This window comes from Amycolatopsis methanolica 239, from assembly GCF_000739085.1.
In the GTDB taxonomy this organism is placed as follows: Bacteria; Actinomycetota; Actinomycetes; order Mycobacteriales; family Pseudonocardiaceae; genus Amycolatopsis_E; species Amycolatopsis_E methanolica.
Window position 1 is genome coordinate 17,401 of the sequence record NZ_CP009110.1, and the last position, 15,480, is coordinate 32,880.

Below are 15,480 nucleotides of genomic sequence, written 5' to 3' on the forward strand. Positions count from 1 at the left end.
CGAAAGTGACTGTGAGTGACGATCGGTGGGCGTGCGGGGGTAGGGAATCGGCAGGGAGCGGGCGAGGGAATCCGGTGATGGGTAGGGAAAATTCCCCCGGCGTGCCCCTAGGCGGCTTCCCTAGGGTTGATCTGCGGTTTCAGTACTGAATGGAGTGAGGGAGCGGAGGGAGAACCCGCCCGCGAGGTGGGCTGGCAGGCGGGTTTTCCGGCCCGGTCAGCCGTTCCCTCCCTCGCGGGCAGCGAGCGCCTGGTGGACACGCTCGGTGAACACCATGAGGACGCTGACCTTGGTGACCTTGCAGCCGTGCTCGGCGAGCTGGTCGCGCAGCCCTTCGGCCTTGAGGCTGAGGTAGGGGCGGTAGTCGGGGGCCAGCTTGCGCAGCCGGGAGCAGACGTCGGTGGCCGGCACTTTGTCCTCCCCGGGCTCCAGCACGGCGGCTACGTCGGCGAGCAGGTCACGCTGCTGCGGCTGCTCGATCGCGGCGCGGTGGACCCGGCCGCCGCGCAGCTCGACTCCGCGGGTGACGATCGCGGCCTTCTGCTGGTCGGTGAGGTTGTAGGAGCGCAGCAGGCCGGGGGTGTCCATGTACCCGACGGTGACCGAGGTGCCCACGTCGTTGAGGGCCACGATCTTGCCGCCCTTCTTCACCGCGGGCTTGAGTTCCAGCGCCGAGAGCCCGTTCTCGTACGCCTTCTCCCCGAGCACGACGTTGTTGCGGGCCTTGTCACCGATGGCGAAGCACGCCTTGTTGGTGGTGACCGCGACCAGGTCCCGCGGCAGGGACTGGTCCGAGGGGGTCGGGGTGGCGAAGTTCAGCACGATCCCGTACTTGCGGGCGGCGGAGAAGAACCGCACGACCAGGTTGACCACCTCGCGCCGGTCTTCGGGCTTGTCCTGCCGGAAGAAGCTCTGGCACTCGTCGATGACCACGATCCGGGGCCGCAGCCGGTCGTCCTTCTCCGCGGCTTCGCGGGTGACGGCGCTGATGCCGTACTCGCGCAGCAGCCGGCCCCGCTCGGCGAGGGAGTCGTGCAGGGCGTGGATGTGGTCCATGCACGCCTGGACGTTCTCGGCGGTGTCGCCCATGGAGATGATCGAGGCGACTGGGCGCAGCCATTCGTAGTCGTTGTTCTCGGCGAAGCAGAACACGTCGATGTCCACCAGCGGGTCGAGCACCGCCCCGGCCAGCTCGGTCTGGACCAGCGTGGACTTACCGGAGCCCATGATCCCGGCCTTGACGAAGTTGCGCTCGAACACCGGCGTTTCCACGGGGTTCCAGCGGGCGTCGATGCCGACCGGGAACCCGGTCCAGAAGTCGGTCTGTCCGCCGTCGAGCAGCGGGTAGTCCGGCACCGGCTTCCGCAGCGACCCCGGGTCCAGGACCAGGCACTTCATCGCCATCGGGTCGTTGTCGTCGACCTCGACCCACACCTCCTCCGGGCGTCGCCCGAGGTTGTGCGCCAGCACGGTCTTGCGGGCGTTGATGCTGGTCGCGGGCACCCCGGACGGAAGCCGAAGCACGAACTCCCAGCCGTGCCCGACCGGCAGCGGCGGCTGCACCCAGGTCGGGGTGATCGCGGTGCCCCAGCCCTCCTTGAGCTTCTTGTTCAGCGCCGGGTGGCCCAGGTTGCGCAGCGCGTTCATGATCACCGACTCGTCCACCGCCGTCTCCGGGCCGCCCGCGGCGGCCGGGGCCGAGCGCAGCCAGCCGGGCAGCTCGACATGCTTGCGGCCCTGGTAGTGCAGGTAGTAGAACCCGGCCGCGGTGCCCCCGGCCAGCAGGAACACCCCGTAGGTGACCACGAACCACACCGCGAACGCGATCGCGTCCACCACTGCGCTGATCGGGCCGATCACGTCGGCGATGTGCCCGGAGCTGACCGCCAGGATCATCCCGAGGACCAGCAGGAACCCGGCCACACCGACGATCCCGAGCGCCCCGGCCTTAATCCACTGCCCGGGCGCGGCGACCCAGTCCATCACCCGCTGGTGGCGGCGCTGCTTCTCCGCCACGTCGCGGGCCTCCCACTCCAGCAGCCGCTCGTGGTCGCCCTCCAGCTCCGCGGCGAGCATCTGCCGCTCGTAGCGGGACGCGCCGTGGGTGTCGCGCCACCGCTTGAGCACCACCCCGGCCCCGGCGATCGGGTAGCCGAACACGTGCCGCCCGGTGGCCTTCACGAGGGTCTTGGTGCGGTCGTGGAAGGCGACGGTCTTCACCGCCCGCCCGGCGGTGACCAGGTCGCGCCGGTAGCCCTTGTAGCGCTCGATCGCCTGCCCGCGCTGGGTGAACAGCCGCTGGTACTCCTCCTCGGAGATCAGCTCCCCCTCCACCACCTCGGTCTCGGCAGGGGTCGGGGTGGTGTCGGCGCGGTGGGTGGGCAGGTAGTGCACCCGCGCCAACTCCTCCTGCTCGTGCTGCTGGGTCACTTGCGGCCTCCCTTGGTGTGTTCGTCGCGGAGCTGGCGGGCGCGGGCCGCCGACACGCGCAGGGTCTTGCGGATCGACTCCGCCGAGGTCGGGTTGACCGTCCCGGCCTCGATCGCGGCGGCCAGCTCGGCGCGAAGCTGCTCGATCGACCGGCCGGGCTTGCGGTCGGCTCGCTGCTGGTCGGGGGTCGACTCATGCAGGTCAGGGCCGTGGTCGAGGGTCGCCACCGCCCCGCCCTCGATCGAGTCGCCCGGGTCCTGCTCGCCCTCGATCGACGGCTTCGAGCCAATGGCGGTGTTGGCGAGCAGGTCGGCCAGCTCGCGGTCCCAGTCGGTCGAGGCGGCCACCGGCAGGCCGGGCGCGGTCGCGGGCTCCAGTGCGCGCCAGCGGGTGAGGGTGTAGCGGCCGGGGGCGTAGAGCAGCCGGGCGGAGCCGTCCGCGTCGATCTCGGCCACCGCGCGCTTGACCGCGGCGCGGCGGATGCGGGCGACCTTGCGGGCGGCGGCCCGCTCGATCCGCGCCTCCCGCCGCTGCTGCCCGGACTTCGGGGCGGTCGCCAGCGTGAGCTGGTGGGCGACCACCCCGGCGATCGAGGCGGTGCCCATCACCACGCCGTGGTCCCACGCGGTGGTCAGACCGTGGGTGAAGTTGATCCCGAACGCCACCGCGCCGAACACCAGCACCCCGGCCACCAGACCCCACACCGAGCGATCCGGGTGGCGGCGGCGCTGGATCACCACCGCGACCGCGAACGCCCACATCCCCAGCTCGGTGATCCCGGGCAGCAGCGCACCCAGCCCGGAGGCGAACACCTCGACCCCGTAGCGGGCCATCGCCGGGGCCGCCAGCACGAACGACAGCAGCGCAATCGGGTAGATCAGCAGCTCCACCACGTGCGCGCCGAGCCAGGCGCGGAGGCCACGTACGGCGGCGGCCCATCGCTCACGGCGGGCGGCGGCTGCCTGCTGCTGGGCCTCGCGGCGGGCCTGTTCGTCCTCGCGCTTGATCTGCGCCGCGGCCTGCCGCTCGGCGATCCGCACTTGCGCGGCCGCCGCGGCGTCCTCGCGCCGGATCATCGCCTCCGTGCGCTTGTTCTCGCGCCGCTCCTCATACCAGCTCACTGCGACACCTCCCCGTCCTTCGTGGACTTGCCACGGGCGGCCGGGCGGGTGCGCACGGCGCGCTGCTGACGACGCAGCCGCAGCTCGTTCGCCGCCCACCCCAGGGCGGTCAGCAGTGACAGGGCGTAGAAGCCGTCCCACACCGCCGCTCCGAGACCGAGCGGCACGACCACGCCGGACAGTTCGCCGAAGTGCCAGCCGATCCAGGACACGGTCTGGGTGGTGCGGGTGGGGTACTTGGCGTTGGTGTAGATCGCCAGATCGGCCGCGCGGCGCGCCTCGACCGCCTCGGTCGTGGACTGTCCAGTGTGGTCGGTGGTGGGCTTGGGCTCAGGCGTGAACATTGATGGCCTCCTCCCGGGTGACGGTGGGGTGGTGGAAGAACTGGTTTTTCGGACCGGCCGGGGGCTTGCTCGCGTGCCGGGCCACGAACCCGTCCAGGCGGCGCATGGAGATCTCCAGCACCTTCGCGATCAGCACCAGCGGAATGCGGATCAGGTGCAGCAGCAGGAACACCAGCACCACGCCGGTGAACACCAGCAGCGCGAACGTCCCGCACCGACGCAGAACCTCGAACATCGACATCACCGCTCACCCCGCTTGGTCGCGGCGACACGACGCCAAGCCGTCCACTCAGGAACGTCGAGGTCCCCGCCCATCGCTGTCGCCGCAGCCAGCGCCAGCGTCGCGTGGACCTGTGCGGCCTCCACGAACGGCGACGGCGGCCGGTCAAGCGGCACCTCGCGGTAGGCATCCCGTGCGGCAGAGACGGCGGCCATCTCCAGCAGTCGCTCAGCTTCGCGGTAGTGCTCGGGGCCGGTCATCAGCGGCCACCTCCCAGGCCAGAGAACAGCACGGTCAGCGCGTGCACGACGCTGTCCAGCGCGTGCCGGGCCTGGTAGGGGTGCTGCACGATCCACACCACGACGGCGACCAGCACGGCGAGCCAGAGCAGCTTGCTCAGGGTGTTCTTCTTGGGCAGCACGTTGGTCTTGCTCATGCCGGAACCTCCGTGTCGGCGTCGGTCAGGGAGAACAGGTCGGTTTGGCCGGCGGGCTGCCACGCCCCGTCCCGCCACACCGCGTCGGCGGCGATGCCTTCCTCACCGCGGATCACCGGCTCGGTCTTCGCGAGCCACTTCCGCTTGGCCGTCTCGGTGGCCTCCCGCCACCGCTTGCCGGTCGTGGCCTCGTAGCGGCGGATGCACAGCGTTTTGAGCTGGGCCGGGGTGGTGCCGACCGCGATGCGGGCGCTCACGCGGCCTCCTTGATCCGGTCCAGCTCGCGCTGCGCCAGCGCCTCCAGGGCGTCGGCCTCGCGGTGGTGATCCCGGGCGCGGAGGAACGAAGGCTGCGAAGCGCCCAGCGGGACCTGGCGAGTGATCTCGGCCTGCCTGGCGGCCTGCTCCCGGTGCCAGGCGGCCCGCTCGCGCAGCCGTCCGGCGACCTCACGGGCCACTACGGTCGAGATCAGTTCGTTGAGTGCCTGCGGGGTGTAGGTGACCAGCTCATCGTCGATCGCCAGAGCCAGCCGGGCGGCCGCGGTGCTGATCCGGGCGCGGGCCTTGCCTACCATTGGGGTCCTTCCCTTCGAGTCGTTACGCGAGTGGTTGGGGAGACCCGGCGCGGTGACGTTCTTGGCGGGATGCGCCGCGCCGGGACCCGAAATGGACTGGGCGTTGCTCACGGCGGCCTCCTAGAGGCTGGTGGCGTAGGTCTCGACCGCGGAGCGGGCGGCGGCGACCATGCCCATGAGCTTCTCGACGGTGTCGCGCAGCTCGGCGTAGAGGCTCAGGGCCTCCTGCACCGGGGCCTGGCTGCTGCCCCCGGCGACGGAGTGCAGGCGGCCCTGGATCTCGGACACGGCCTGGGATGCCTGCCCGAGTGCGCCGAGCACACCCTCGGCCTGCTCGTTGCTGCCGGCCAGAACCGCGCGGATTTCCTCGATGCTCGACATTGCGGGTGTTCCTCCTGCTGTTGTGGTGGTGGTTGCCGTCGTGCTCGGCGGTGGGGGCGTCTGCGTCCCGTTGGCGTCCGGTGATGGGGCGGGGCGGCAGTGTTCGGGCACCTCGTGTCCGGCCTTGGTGAGCACCAGCCGGGCGTAGTGCTGGTACAGAGCTGGCATCCGGCGGTCGGAGTCGGTGCGGGTCCACCACAACGGGTCGTCGATCAGGCGCGAATCGGTGGTGGTGAGGTGGTCGTGGAACAGTTCCTCGCGCGGCAGCCGCCGCACTTCCACCTCCAGGCCGGTCAGCTTCCGGTACCGCTCGGCGAAGGCGTCCAAGGAGTCGTGGCGGCCGTAGATGTCCAGCACCGCCCCATCCGGCGTGGCTACCGCCGTGTGCACGGCCGTCCACCCCTGGCCGGGGTAGTAGAGCTTGACCCCCACCAGCTCCCAGCCGGTCATGCAGCTCATCGCCGCCGCCAGCCAGTGGCAGTGGCTCTGCCCGAAGAACTCCTCCTCCTGCGGCCCGATCTGACCCGAGGTGAGCGTGAGAGTCTCCGACCCGGCACTCGTGCCACCCGGAATGTGGAGCTCCGCCGTGCCCTCGAAGTCCCCGTCCAACCGCCACATGGTCAGGCAGCCGCCTTACCCGCACTGCCGGTGCGGACCCGGGAACGCAGCACCTCCCGCGTCACCCGCCGAACCGCCCGACGCGCGCTGACCAGGTCAGTCAGCTCCCGCGACACCCGGAACGACTCCACACGCTCCGCCGCGGCCCACTCCCGCTCCGCCTCCTCGATCAGCGCATCGATCTCCGCGACCTCCGCCGCGATCTCCTCATCCCGCGCCACGGCGGAAATGTCCTCATCGACCAGCGGAAACAGCGCGTCGACGGCCGTGGGGCTGGTGATCCGTGCGAACTTCATTGCTCTCCTGTTCGTTGAACTTCGAGGACTTCTGTCCTAGGCCAGTTGGCTTGAGTGAGACAGTAAGTAGGACAGATTTGCTTGTCAAGGGTCTGGCCTAGGACAGCGCTAGACTGGGTGCGCTGCGGAAGGGGATTCGATGGTCGTGACCAGGGAAGACATCGCCGGTCAGCTACGTGAGCGCATCCTTGCGGGTGATCTCAAGCCGGGGGAGCGGTTGCCCAGCACTCGCGAGCTGGTCGCGCAGCACGGCGGTTCTCGCACCACGGCGAATCAGGCACTTCGGCTGCTCGCTGCGGAAGGTCTTGTCGCCCTGAGGGAGAAGAGTGCCGCGGTTGTGCTCGCTCCCGAGGATGCTGGGAAGACGCCAGAGTCCCGGCTTGCTGAAGCTCGGACTGAGCTGCTGGAACTTCGCGACGAAGTCCGCACGATCAGGCACCAGTTCGAAGACCTGGAGCGTCGGTTGTCTGCTGCCTTGGGGCGTCTCGGCTCGTGACGAGTCAACAGGCTCGGCTATGCGGCGAGCTGCCGGGTGAAGGCGGCAATCCCGTCGATGATGCTGCCGATGCCCGCGGCGAGTGCCTTGGCCCAGTTCGCCGCATCGGTCGGGTGCTTCACAACGAAGACCAGTAGCGCGAGCGCGATCAGGGCGCCCAGCACCTTCGGCAGTAGCCCGCTCCCACCAGTCGGGACCGGAATCATGTTGCCCTTCTTGCCCATGGCTACCTCCCAGGTTCTGCGGCTCGGCGGTTTCCGTTGCCATGCCTCAAGATTCGTCTGGTTCCGGCTTCTTGGGGAGATGAGTCCCTGGTGAGTCGTTGGTGATTCGCTCGACTCACCAGGGGCTGACCAGGCACAATGCCCGCAAGGGAGGTGACCGTGGGGGACAGCGGGGCAACCGAGAGCAAGCTTCGCCGTGCTCGCCTTGCCGCCGGGATGACGCAAGGCGAGGTCCGGGCCAAGCTCACGCAGGCTCGCCGTCGCCGGGGCAAGATGCCCCCGAAGGAAGCCAGCTTGAAGCGGATGTACACGTCGTGGGAGACCGGCGCGGTGATCCCGACGGACTGGCGGGACGAACTGTGCGAGGTATTCGAGCTTCCACCGGCCGCGCTCGGGTTGGTCGAGACCACACCGCCACCTGCGCTCGACCTCCCGAGCACATTCGAGGTGGTCCGGCTCGATCCAGCGGTGATTTCGCTGCTAGACCAGCAGACGAACTTCTACCGGCTGCAGGACCGGCTGCTGGGGGCGGCGATCATTCCGCAGACCGAAGCCCACGTCCGCAACCTTGAGCAGATGCTGCGAAATGCGCTGCCGAGCGGCCACCTTCCGACAGCGGCGGTGACCCTCGCTGAGGCGGCTGCGCTCGCCGGTTGGCAAGCGCTCGATGCGGGTGATCTCCGGAAAGCGTGGGACCTGCACGACATCGCGAAGTCCGCAGCACGGCAGGGGGAGAACCCAGCCGTGCTCGCGCACGTCACGGCGCAGCAGGCTTACGTTCTGCTCGATGCCGGCCGGGCCGCCGATGCGGTGGAGCTGGTCGAGTATGCAAGCGAACCCAGGCTGCTCGGACAGGTCCCCGCACGCCTTCGGTCGTGGTTGGCCGCGGCGCACGCCGAGTTCCTGGCCGCGGCGGGGGACCGATCCGGCGCGATGCGGCGGCTCGATCAAGCGGCCGACGTGCTGCCAGCTGGCGACAACGACCCTGAGTTGCCGTACCTGATGCTGAACGGCGCGCACCTCGCCCGGTGGCGGGGCAACTGCTTGGCGCGACTCGGCGAAGACCAGGCGATCGAGGACCTGACAGCGGCGCTCGATGGGCTCACCACGCTCACCTCACGGCGAGCAGAGGCGGGGCTTCGTGTAGACCTCGCGCTTGCCCTGCGGAAGCGCGGCGACCTGGACGAGTCGCGCGTGCAGGCCCGACAAGCCGCCGAGCTGGCCGGCACAACAGGCTCAGCCCGGCAGCGAGCCCGGATCGCGGAGCTACTTGCCGCCTAGCGCGAGAACGTGCAGCAGCCCGATCAGAGCGCCTGAGTTCCCGACCTGGCCTGCTCGGATGAGGTCGGGAACGTCGCGGAAGGGCATCCACTGGAAGGTGCCTTCGTTCTGCTCGGTCGGGTCGGCGACTTGCTCGACGCCTCGGACGACAAAGAGGTGGTTCGGGTTGCGCAGCATGCCCACCGCGGGCTCGAACGTGATCAGCGGCTCGATCGAGCGCGGCCGGTAGCCGGTCTCTTCCTCGATCTCGCGGACGACGGTCTCCTCAGGGGACTCGTCGCCGTCGATGATGCCGCCGGGTACTTCCCAGCTCCAGATGTTTGGTGCGAACCTGTGTCGCCAAGCCATGAGAACGTGATCCGCAGTGTCGTTGAAGACGATCGCCATGGCGACGGGCGGAAACCACACGGTGTGATGCTCGAAGCGCTCGCCCGATGGCTGCGAGATGTCGGCTAAGCCGACTTTGACCCACTCGGTCTCGTAGACGGGACGCTCGCCGTGGACGATCCATCGGTCCTTGTCCATGGGGATAGGGTCTCCCGCTCTAGCGCTGTGTGGGGTCACGCCGATGAACCTCCCGTGGGTCGTCTCGCATGTCAAACGCTGTCGGAGAAGTCCTCGTTCCGGCGGCCTGACGACACGGGCTTTCGTTGTGCGACACCGGCCGAGATGTTGGAGATGCTGCTCGCCCGCCGACCCGGTGGGTAGGAGGCAAGCGCCCCGGAAGTGGTGTCCAATCCTGTGTCCAGTGCGGCTCGCGACAGGGTGTGAATCCTGAGACAACGTGAGACGCCCCGATGTCGCGACGGCGAGCGAACAGGGCCGTTTGAGACCGCGGGACACGCCTGAGACGCGACCCGTTCTTCTGATAACGAAGAGGTCGGAGGTTCAAGTCCTCCTGGGCCCACAACAGGTCAGCCCCCGTCTCCCATCCAAGGGAAACGGGGGCTGAGCGTCATTCTGGGCGACATGCCCCGCAGATCCGCGCGGATTGGTTACGCCACTGTCCGAGTGCTTGTTGGCTGCCTACCGTCCCGCCAGCTCGGCGACGACCGGCGCGAGGGCACCGGCGGCGTCGGCGCCGAACACGAAGTAGGAGAAGCCGATCTCCTCGCGTCGCCGTTGGATTTCTTCGGCCGCGGCAGCGGGATCGCTGGGCAGGAACGCGAGCGAGTCCGCGGCCCGGACGGCGGCGGGGTCGGTGTCGGGTGCGGCCATGAACGCAGCGACCGAGTCGCCGACCACGGGGACGTGCAAGGCCAGTTCCGCACCGCGACGGTTGTCGAAGTCTTGTACCCGTTGCGTCGTCGCTGCCCGCGTCTCGATCTGCGGCATCACGAAGGTCACCGTGTCGGCGAGTTCAGCTGCCAGCGCTTGTGCCTTCGGGCCGCGCACGGCCATGGCCACCGGCGTGTGCAGGTCCGGACCGTCGAGGTCACGCAGGGCGGTGACCACGTCACGCACTTGGCTCCACCGTTGGCTCTCCGGAGTTAGCGGCAGACCCAGCTCACGGAGTTGGTCGGCGATTCCGGGACGGCCGGTGCCGATGCCCATTTCGAAACGCCCATCGGTGAGCACGGACAGCGAGTGCGCCTCCCACGCGGTGATCCACGCAGGTCGAACCGGAGATGCGTACACCCAGGTTCCCACGCGCAGGTCGGTGATCGTTGCCGCCACGGCGAGCGCCGGGCCCGGTGCGGGCTGCCACTGCGGCACGTCGGGCATCAGGACCGTCGAGAGACCACTGTCGGCCAGCCCGCGTAACTGATCACGCCAAGTCGGCATGTCTGTGGTGATCGGTGCGACGACGCCGAACCGCAACGGCCTGATCTGACCTGTCATTGGTGAAGCCCCTCTCACGCGGCCCGGCCTGATGCCGGACTTCACGTCTTCTACGAACGAACCACCGTGAATCCGACAGACTCGCCGCTCGAGGGTTAACCGGCGCAGCCGAACGGGTACCCACGGCGCCACCGAAAGGAGGGAGCGCGGGCATGTCCGATGTCCGGTCCGGCCTTGCGGCGGTGCTCGCCGCCGCCGAGCGGGCCTCTCCGGTCCGCTCGGTCGACGTGGTCGCCGCCTACCTGGCCGAGCGCTTCGCCGCGGCGGACACCTCGTTCCTGCTCGTCGACCTCGTGGGCCGTGAGTTGGTGCGCCTCGACGGAACGGCACTGCACGGCGCGGACGCCGACCGCGTCGACCTGGCCGGCAGCGTCTACGAGCGCGTCCTGCACAGCCAGGAGCCGTTCCACGACCAGGGGCGCGTCATCGTGCCCGTCACGCACCGCGGCGACGCCATCGGCCTGCTCGAAACGACCGTGCCTGGCCCCGACGTGCTGCGGCAGGTGGGCGAGATGGCCCACGCCCTCGCCTACCTGATCGTCACCGACCGGCGCTTCACCGATCTCTACGAGTGGGGCGAGCGCACCACCCACGTGAGCCTCGCGGCCGAGATCCAGCACCAGCTGCTGCCGCCCGCCCCGTCCTGCGAGGCCCCGGAGTTCACGCTCGCCTGCGCGCTCGTGCCCGCCGACGACGTGGGCGGCGACACCTACGACTACGCCCTCGACCACGGCACGCTGAACCTGTCGATCACCGACGCGGTCGGTCACGACGTCCAATCCGGCCTGGTCGCGACCCTGCTGATGGGGGCGCTGCGCGGCGCCCGCCGGGCCAACCGGCCCCTCGCCGACCAGGCGGCGGAGGCGGACCGGGCCGTGCTGCACCACGCGAAGATCCCGTACGCGACCGGTCAGCTGTTCCGTATCGAACTGGCCGGCGGCCGCACCGAGGCCGTCAACGCCGGGCACCCGCTCCCACTGCTCCTGCGCGGCGGCCACGTCCGCGAGGTGCCGTTGCACCGCGACACCCCGTTCGGCACCGGCCTGCAGGACAAGCCGCACGAGGTCCAGGTCGTCGACCTGCGCCCGGGCGACCGGCTGTTCCTCCTGACCGACGGGATGCTGGAGCGGGAGGCGGCATCGGTGGACCTGCGAGGGCTGGCGCGGGAGACCGCCGGGCTGCACCCGCGTGCCGTGGCGCAGGCGCTGACCAGGGCCGTTGTCGACGCCGCCGACGGGCACCCCAAGGACGACGCCTGCGTGATCTGCCTCGACTGGGAGGGGTGATTCAGCGCTGCCGGAGCGGTGACTCTGGTAACGACCGGGTCACGGAACACCGTTCTGCTGGTTATGGTCGCCTGCGGACCGCCGACCGATGGGAGACCCTCCGATGTTCAGCCGCCTGCGTCGACGTGACGGCCGACAGGGGGAGCCCGTCACGTTCGCGGCCGGCGCCGGCCTGGTGAGCGCCCGGCTGCGGGACGAGACGGGCAACCCGCTGGCCGGGGCCGAGATGGTCCTCCGGCACAGGCGGAGCCCGCGGGTCTTCCGCGCGGTGTCCGACGACTACGGGCTGGCGGTCGTCACCGCGGCCACCGGCACCTACCAAGTGACGATCACCGCGGGCGGTTACCGCGAACTCACCCACACCGTCGACGTCGCCAGCGGCGACCACACTTCGCTGGGTGACCTCGAGCTGCACCCCGACGCGAGCGTCCGCCTGCCGGGGGCGGGCCGCTGGGTGATCGACCCGGACCACACGTCGATCCGCTTCGTCGCGCGGCACATCGGCCTGTCCCGCGTCCACGGCCGGTTCACGCGCTTCCACGGCAGCATCACCGTCGGCGAGCGGATCGAGAACTCGTCGATCGAGGTCGTCATCGACGCGGCCAGCATCGACACCGCCGCGGAGAAGCGGGACGAGCACCTGCGCTCGCCCGACTTCCTCGACGTCGAACGCTTCCCGAAGATCCACTTCTTCAGCGACCGGGCCCAGCGCGTGGCCGGGGACCGCTGGCAGATCGACGGCACACTTAACCTGCGCGGCGCGAGCCGCGGCGTGCGGCTGGACGCGAGCTACCTCGGCCTGCGGTCGTGGAACGGCGAGCGGCTCGGCGCGGTCGCGAAGGCCGAGCTGCACCGCGAGGACTTCACGATCAACTGGCAGCAGACGCTCGCGAAGGGCCTGGTGGTGGTCGGTTCGACGGTCGAGCTCCGCTTCGACGTTCAGGCCGTCCGCGGCGCCTAGGCCGCGACGTCGGCGACCACGCAGGCGATGTTGTCCGGGCCGCCGCGCCGGTTGGCGAGGTCGACCAGCGTGCCGACGGCGTCGCCCGGGGTCGCGGCCGCGTGCAAGCTCGGCGTGCAGCACACCGGGCGGCACCGCGTTGTAGAGGCCGTCGGAGCACAGCAGGTACCACGCCGTCCCGGCCGTCGCGCAGCAGCAGATCCGGCTCGGCCGGCTGCCGGTGCAGGGCCTTGACCAGCGTGGCCGGGATCGCGGTGCCCTGCACGTGGTTCTGTGTCAGCTGGTGCAGCTCGCCGGCCAGCAGGTGCGGCCCGGGGGTGGGCGGCGTCAGGATTCGTCATGGCAGTGTCCTTTCCGGACAGTTGCTCGACGAGGAAGGCGACGAGCCGCCCGCGCGCCGCGACATCGGCCTCGACCGAACGCCAGTACGCGAGGACCTCGGCTGCCGGAACGGCGCTGGACAGGGCCAGGGAAATCCGCGCCAACGGCATCCCATGTCGCCCTCCTCGTACCAGGCATTTTGCCCGGCGGAAGCGACTGTGGGGCCTGCCCCAGGGGCAAGGTCAACCTTGGTTCCACGTGGAACGGCCAGGACAGACGGGGAACTGAGCCGCGTCTGACCTGGCCGTGTCTCGGGGTGGGTTACTGCTCGCGGCGCTGCCGCGCCTCACCCGGTGCCGCTTCCTCCCGCGCCCGGTCGGCTTCGGCTTCCTTCTCGGCGACGCGCTGCTGTGCGTCCGCCTTCTCCTGCTGCGCGCGGCCTTCCCGCTGGGCCGAGTCGTTCCCCAGGAACGTGCCGGCGGTCTCCTTGACCTTGCCCTTCAGGCCCTCGACCGCGCCCTTGATGCCTTCCTGACGGTCTTCCTTGTCGGTCATTTCCGCCCCTCCTTCGTCACCGTCACAAATCGGCTACCCGGGTGACAGGGGGCTAATCACTTACGCGGGTGCCAGTGCGGGTTTGATGTTCGGATTCCGGTGCAGCAGGTTCTCCGGGTCGTAGTGCGCCTTGATCCGGGCCAGCCGCGCGTATTTCGCGGCCCCGAAACTCGCGCGCACCCGGTCGTCCTCGTAGTCGGTCATGAAATTGACGTAGCCGCCGGTGCCGGACGAATGCGGTGCCACGGCGTCCCACAGATCCCTGGCCAATTGCCGGTCGCGCGCGAGCAGGTCCGCGTCGTTGGCGAACGCGCCGATGCTGAACAGCACCACGGGTTTCCGGGCGCCGCCGAAAGCCGTGGCGTCGTCGGCGACCTCGGTGAAGGCGCCGCCCGCGAACATGTTGGGCAGGAACGACATCGGCGAGTTGCGCAGCGGCAGCCGTTCGGTGACCGCGGTGATGACCGGCTCCGAGAAACGGTCCAGGTAAAGCGCTTTCTCGTACGCGAGGACGCCCGGCAGCGCGGTCTCGTCGAGCATTTGCTGGAGCGCGACGTAGGGCATCGGGGTGGTGAACTCGAACAGCGGCGCGAGACCGGCGCGGACCTGCTGCGCGACGTCGGCGATTTCCGGCTCCGGGCCGAACCCGGCGAGGAGGAGCGCGTAACCCGGACGGAAGCGGTGCTCCTCGGGCACGAAATCGGCGGGCGGAGCGTTCAGCGCCGCGATGATGGCGCCGGCTTTCCGCGGCAACGACTCGATGATCCCCTGCATGTGCCGCAGCGCCTCGGCGCCGCGGTCCTCTTCCCAGAAGAACAGGCCGACCTGGACGACCGGGCCGACCGGGTGGAGCCGGAACTCGAACTCGGTGACCACGCCGAAGTTCCCGCCGCCACCACGCAGGGCCCAGAACAGGTCGGTGTTCTCGGTGTCCGACGCGCGCAGCACGTCGCCGGAGGGGAGGACGACCTCCGCGGAAAGCAGGTTGTCGCAGGTCAGGCCGTACTGGTTGGTGAGCCAGCCGAAGCCGCCGCCGAGGGTGAGGCCGCCGACGCCGGTGTCGCTGACGGTGCCGCCGACCGTGGCTAGGCCGTGCCCCTGGGTGGCGGTGTCGACCTGCTGCCACCGCGCCCCGCCGCCGACCCGCGCGGTGCGGGTGCCCGGGTCGACCACGACCTGGTCGAGACTGCTCAGGTCGATGGTCAGGCCGCCGTCGGCCACCGCGGCCCCGCCGACGTTGTGCCCGCCGCCGCGGACGGCCACCTCCAGCGCCGAGTTCCGGGCGGTCGCGAGCGCCGTGGCGACGTCACGCGGGCCGGACGGCTGGACGATGACCGCCGGATGGCGGTCGATGAGGCCGTTCCACACGGCACGGCCCTGGTCGTACCCCGGATCGCCGGGGGTGAGGGCGGCGCCGTCGAGGGACCGCCGCAAGGTCTCCACGTCGAAGGGGTTCATGGCTTCCTGCTTTCGCGGGCGGATAGTGGACGTGGCGCGAACCACCAGAGGAAGTCGAAGTCGGTGTGACCTGCATTACAGATGGCGGCCGTCCGCACCGCGCGAACCTCCCCCGGGCGGGTGCAGTAGCATCGTGAGGTCAGCCGGAACGTCGAAGAGGGGCCTGAACGTGAAGAAGCTGCTGGCGCTCGCAGTCGTCGCGGGTGGGGTGCTGTTCGTGATCAAGCGCAACAAGGACGCCAAGGCTGAGGCCGACCTGTGGCGCGAGGCCACCGCTCCGACCGAGCGCCCGCTGGCCGCGGTCTCGACGAACGGCAGCGCGCCGGCGAAGGCCGCCGAGGCAGGCACGAACAACTGAACTTCACGCGGGCTTGGGGGCCCGCGTCCGGGGCTGTAGCTCAATTGGTAGAGCGCTGCTTTTGCAAGGCAGAGGTCAGGGGTTCGATTCCCCTCAGCTCCACGCATCGGAGGCTCGTGCTCGCGGAGAGCGCGAGTCGTTTGCGTTTCGCGTGTCTTGTGGGGGCGCAGCCCCCACGCCCCGCTCGGGGGGCGCGCCCCCCGAACCCCCGCTGGTGGTTGCGTCGGCCGCGTAAGGGGCGCCGGAGGGCGAAGCGGCTGATGTGATGTCTTGGGGTG

The 15,480-nt window shown here is 69.9% G+C and carries 20 protein-coding genes and 1 tRNA gene; 6 read left to right on the forward strand and 15 right to left on the reverse strand.

The features are described 5' to 3' along the window. Window positions 1-216 precede the first annotated feature (216 nt). The 10 genes from AMETH_RS00080 to AMETH_RS00120 form a co-directional block, all read right to left on the reverse strand. The gene (locus tag AMETH_RS00080) at window positions 217-2,430 is read right to left on the reverse strand and encodes an FtsK/SpoIIIE domain-containing protein (RefSeq protein ID WP_017985963.1); all 2,214 of its coding nucleotides are present in this window, start codon (window positions 2,428-2,430) and stop codon (window positions 217-219) included. Then, on the reverse strand, window positions 2,427-3,551 hold the full coding sequence (locus tag AMETH_RS00085) for a hypothetical protein (protein WP_017985964.1): 1,125 nt from the start codon (window positions 3,549-3,551) through the stop codon (window positions 2,427-2,429). The genes AMETH_RS00080 and AMETH_RS00085 overlap by 4 nt, the downstream gene beginning before the upstream one ends. Beyond that, a complete protein-coding gene (locus tag AMETH_RS35410; RefSeq protein ID WP_017985965.1) occupies window positions 3,548-3,895 on the reverse strand; it encodes a hypothetical protein in 348 nt (115 codons plus the stop codon). Before AMETH_RS35410 ends, AMETH_RS00085 begins: the two co-directional genes overlap by 4 nt. Further along, on the reverse strand, window positions 3,882-4,130 hold the full coding sequence (locus tag AMETH_RS00095) for a hypothetical protein (protein WP_223843015.1): 249 nt from the start codon (window positions 4,128-4,130) through the stop codon (window positions 3,882-3,884). The genes AMETH_RS35410 and AMETH_RS00095 overlap by 14 nt, the downstream gene beginning before the upstream one ends. Before the next feature lie 5 nt (window positions 4,131-4,135). Continuing rightward, complete coding sequence (locus AMETH_RS00100; protein WP_017985967.1) at window positions 4,136-4,375, reverse strand: hypothetical protein; 240 nt, start codon at window positions 4,373-4,375, stop codon at window positions 4,136-4,138. Further along, window positions 4,375-4,551 carry a hypothetical protein gene (locus AMETH_RS38490; protein ID WP_017985968.1) on the reverse strand — a complete coding sequence of 59 codons (177 nt, stop codon included), beginning with the start codon at window positions 4,549-4,551 and terminating at the stop codon, window positions 4,375-4,377. Before AMETH_RS38490 ends, AMETH_RS00100 begins: the two co-directional genes overlap by 1 nt. Next, window positions 4,548-4,808 carry a hypothetical protein gene (locus AMETH_RS00105; protein WP_017985969.1) on the reverse strand — a complete coding sequence of 87 codons (261 nt, stop codon included), beginning with the start codon at window positions 4,806-4,808 and terminating at the stop codon, window positions 4,548-4,550. The genes AMETH_RS38490 and AMETH_RS00105 overlap by 4 nt, the downstream gene beginning before the upstream one ends. Beyond that, on the reverse strand, window positions 4,805-5,125 hold the full coding sequence (locus tag AMETH_RS00110) for a hypothetical protein (RefSeq protein ID WP_017985970.1): 321 nt from the start codon (window positions 5,123-5,125) through the stop codon (window positions 4,805-4,807). Before AMETH_RS00110 ends, AMETH_RS00105 begins: the two co-directional genes overlap by 4 nt. Window positions 5,126-5,245: 120 nt before the next feature. Beyond that, entirely contained in the window at window positions 5,246-6,115 is an 870-nt protein-coding gene (locus tag AMETH_RS00115; protein ID WP_156131580.1) for a hypothetical protein, read from the reverse strand. Between the two features lie 11 nt (window positions 6,116-6,126). Further along, the gene (locus AMETH_RS00120) at window positions 6,127-6,420 is read right to left on the reverse strand and encodes a hypothetical protein (protein ID WP_017985972.1); all 294 of its coding nucleotides are present in this window, start codon (window positions 6,418-6,420) and stop codon (window positions 6,127-6,129) included. A gap of 145 nt (window positions 6,421-6,565) precedes the next feature. Between AMETH_RS00120 and AMETH_RS35415 the strand changes: the two genes are divergently transcribed. Beyond that, window positions 6,566-6,916 carry a winged helix-turn-helix domain-containing protein gene (locus tag AMETH_RS35415; protein ID WP_209436835.1) on the forward strand — a complete coding sequence of 117 codons (351 nt, stop codon included), beginning with the start codon at window positions 6,566-6,568 and terminating at the stop codon, window positions 6,914-6,916. A 17-nt stretch (window positions 6,917-6,933) separates the two neighbouring features. On the opposite strand, the gene AMETH_RS00130 is transcribed toward AMETH_RS35415, so the two are convergent. After that, on the reverse strand, window positions 6,934-7,140 hold the full coding sequence (locus AMETH_RS00130) for a hypothetical protein (RefSeq protein WP_017985974.1): 207 nt from the start codon (window positions 7,138-7,140) through the stop codon (window positions 6,934-6,936). Between the two features lie 153 nt (window positions 7,141-7,293). Between AMETH_RS00130 and AMETH_RS00135 the strand changes: the two genes are divergently transcribed. Then, a complete protein-coding gene (locus AMETH_RS00135; protein WP_026153659.1) occupies window positions 7,294-8,421 on the forward strand; it encodes an NsdA family TPR-like regulatory protein in 1,128 nt (375 codons plus the stop codon). On the opposite strand, the gene AMETH_RS00140 is transcribed toward AMETH_RS00135, so the two are convergent. Both AMETH_RS00140 and AMETH_RS00145 read right to left on the reverse strand, forming a co-directional pair. Continuing rightward, window positions 8,407-8,946: an NUDIX hydrolase gene (locus AMETH_RS00140; protein WP_017985976.1), complete on the reverse strand. Its 540-nt coding sequence runs from the start codon at window positions 8,944-8,946 to the stop codon at window positions 8,407-8,409. The genes AMETH_RS00135 and AMETH_RS00140 overlap by 15 nt on opposite strands. A 501-nt stretch (window positions 8,947-9,447) precedes the next feature. Beyond that, window positions 9,448-10,308, reverse strand: a complete 861-nt coding sequence (locus AMETH_RS00145) for an LLM class flavin-dependent oxidoreductase (RefSeq protein ID WP_223843016.1) — start codon at window positions 10,306-10,308, stop codon at window positions 9,448-9,450. A gap of 107 nt (window positions 10,309-10,415) precedes the next feature. On the opposite strand from AMETH_RS00145, the gene AMETH_RS00150 reads away from it, so the two are divergent. Then, window positions 10,416-11,549, forward strand: a complete 1,134-nt coding sequence (locus tag AMETH_RS00150; protein ID WP_017985978.1) for a PP2C family protein-serine/threonine phosphatase — start codon at window positions 10,416-10,418, stop codon at window positions 11,547-11,549. 103 nt (window positions 11,550-11,652) lie between these two features. Beyond that, entirely contained in the window at window positions 11,653-12,510 is an 858-nt protein-coding gene (locus AMETH_RS00155) for a YceI family protein (protein ID WP_017985979.1), read from the forward strand. A 642-nt stretch (window positions 12,511-13,152) separates the two neighbouring features. Here the strand turns inward: AMETH_RS00155 and mbp1 are convergent. Both mbp1 and AMETH_RS00165 read right to left on the reverse strand, forming a co-directional pair. Continuing rightward, the gene (gene mbp1 / locus AMETH_RS00160) at window positions 13,153-13,386 is read right to left on the reverse strand and encodes a microaggregate-binding protein 1 (RefSeq protein ID WP_017985981.1); all 234 of its coding nucleotides are present in this window, start codon (window positions 13,384-13,386) and stop codon (window positions 13,153-13,155) included. A 60-nt stretch (window positions 13,387-13,446) separates the two neighbouring features. Continuing rightward, the gene (locus AMETH_RS00165; protein WP_017985982.1) at window positions 13,447-14,844 is read right to left on the reverse strand and encodes an FAD-binding oxidoreductase; all 1,398 of its coding nucleotides are present in this window, start codon (window positions 14,842-14,844) and stop codon (window positions 13,447-13,449) included. Between the two features lie 169 nt (window positions 14,845-15,013). Here AMETH_RS00165 and AMETH_RS00170 point away from each other — a divergent pair, with 169 nt between their 5' ends. Together AMETH_RS00170 and AMETH_RS00175 are read left to right on the forward strand one after the other, a co-directional pair. Then, entirely contained in the window at window positions 15,014-15,202 is a 189-nt protein-coding gene (locus AMETH_RS00170) for a DLW-39 family protein (RefSeq protein WP_017985983.1), read from the forward strand. A gap of 29 nt (window positions 15,203-15,231) precedes the next feature. After that, a tRNA-Ala gene (locus tag AMETH_RS00175) sits at window positions 15,232-15,304 on the forward strand. Window positions 15,305-15,480: the final 176 nt, after the last annotated feature.

What these genes read in the sequence shown, in the direction of transcription:
- AMETH_RS00165 (WP_017985982.1), bottom strand. Translation starts at nt 14,844, where the DNA reads ATGAACCCCTTCGACGTGGAGACCTTGCGGCGGTCCCTCGACGGCGCC.
- AMETH_RS00155 (WP_017985979.1), top strand. Translation starts at nt 11,653, where the DNA reads ATGTTCAGCCGCCTGCGTCGACGTGACGGCCGACAGGGGGAGCCCGTC.
- mbp1 (WP_017985981.1), bottom strand. Translation starts at nt 13,386, where the DNA reads ATGACCGACAAGGAAGACCGTCAGGAAGGCATCAAGGGCGCGGTCGAG.
- AMETH_RS35410 (WP_017985965.1), bottom strand. Translation starts at nt 3,895, where the DNA reads ATGTTCACGCCTGAGCCCAAGCCCACCACCGACCACACTGGACAGTCC.
- AMETH_RS00130 (WP_017985974.1), bottom strand. Translation starts at nt 7,140, where the DNA reads ATGGGCAAGAAGGGCAACATGATTCCGGTCCCGACTGGTGGGAGCGGG.
- AMETH_RS00110 (WP_017985970.1), bottom strand. Translation starts at nt 5,125, where the DNA reads ATGGTAGGCAAGGCCCGCGCCCGGATCAGCACCGCGGCCGCCCGGCTG.
- AMETH_RS00095 (WP_223843015.1), bottom strand. Translation starts at nt 4,130, where the DNA reads ATGTTCGAGGTTCTGCGTCGGTGCGGGACGTTCGCGCTGCTGGTGTTC.
- AMETH_RS00140 (WP_017985976.1), bottom strand. Translation starts at nt 8,946, where the DNA reads ATGGACAAGGACCGATGGATCGTCCACGGCGAGCGTCCCGTCTACGAG.
- AMETH_RS00150 (WP_017985978.1), top strand. Translation starts at nt 10,416, where the DNA reads ATGTCCGATGTCCGGTCCGGCCTTGCGGCGGTGCTCGCCGCCGCCGAG.
- AMETH_RS38490 (WP_017985968.1), bottom strand. Translation starts at nt 4,551, where the DNA reads ATGAGCAAGACCAACGTGCTGCCCAAGAAGAACACCCTGAGCAAGCTG.
- AMETH_RS00100 (WP_017985967.1), bottom strand. Translation starts at nt 4,375, where the DNA reads ATGACCGGCCCCGAGCACTACCGCGAAGCTGAGCGACTGCTGGAGATG.
- AMETH_RS00120 (WP_017985972.1), bottom strand. Translation starts at nt 6,420, where the DNA reads ATGAAGTTCGCACGGATCACCAGCCCCACGGCCGTCGACGCGCTGTTT.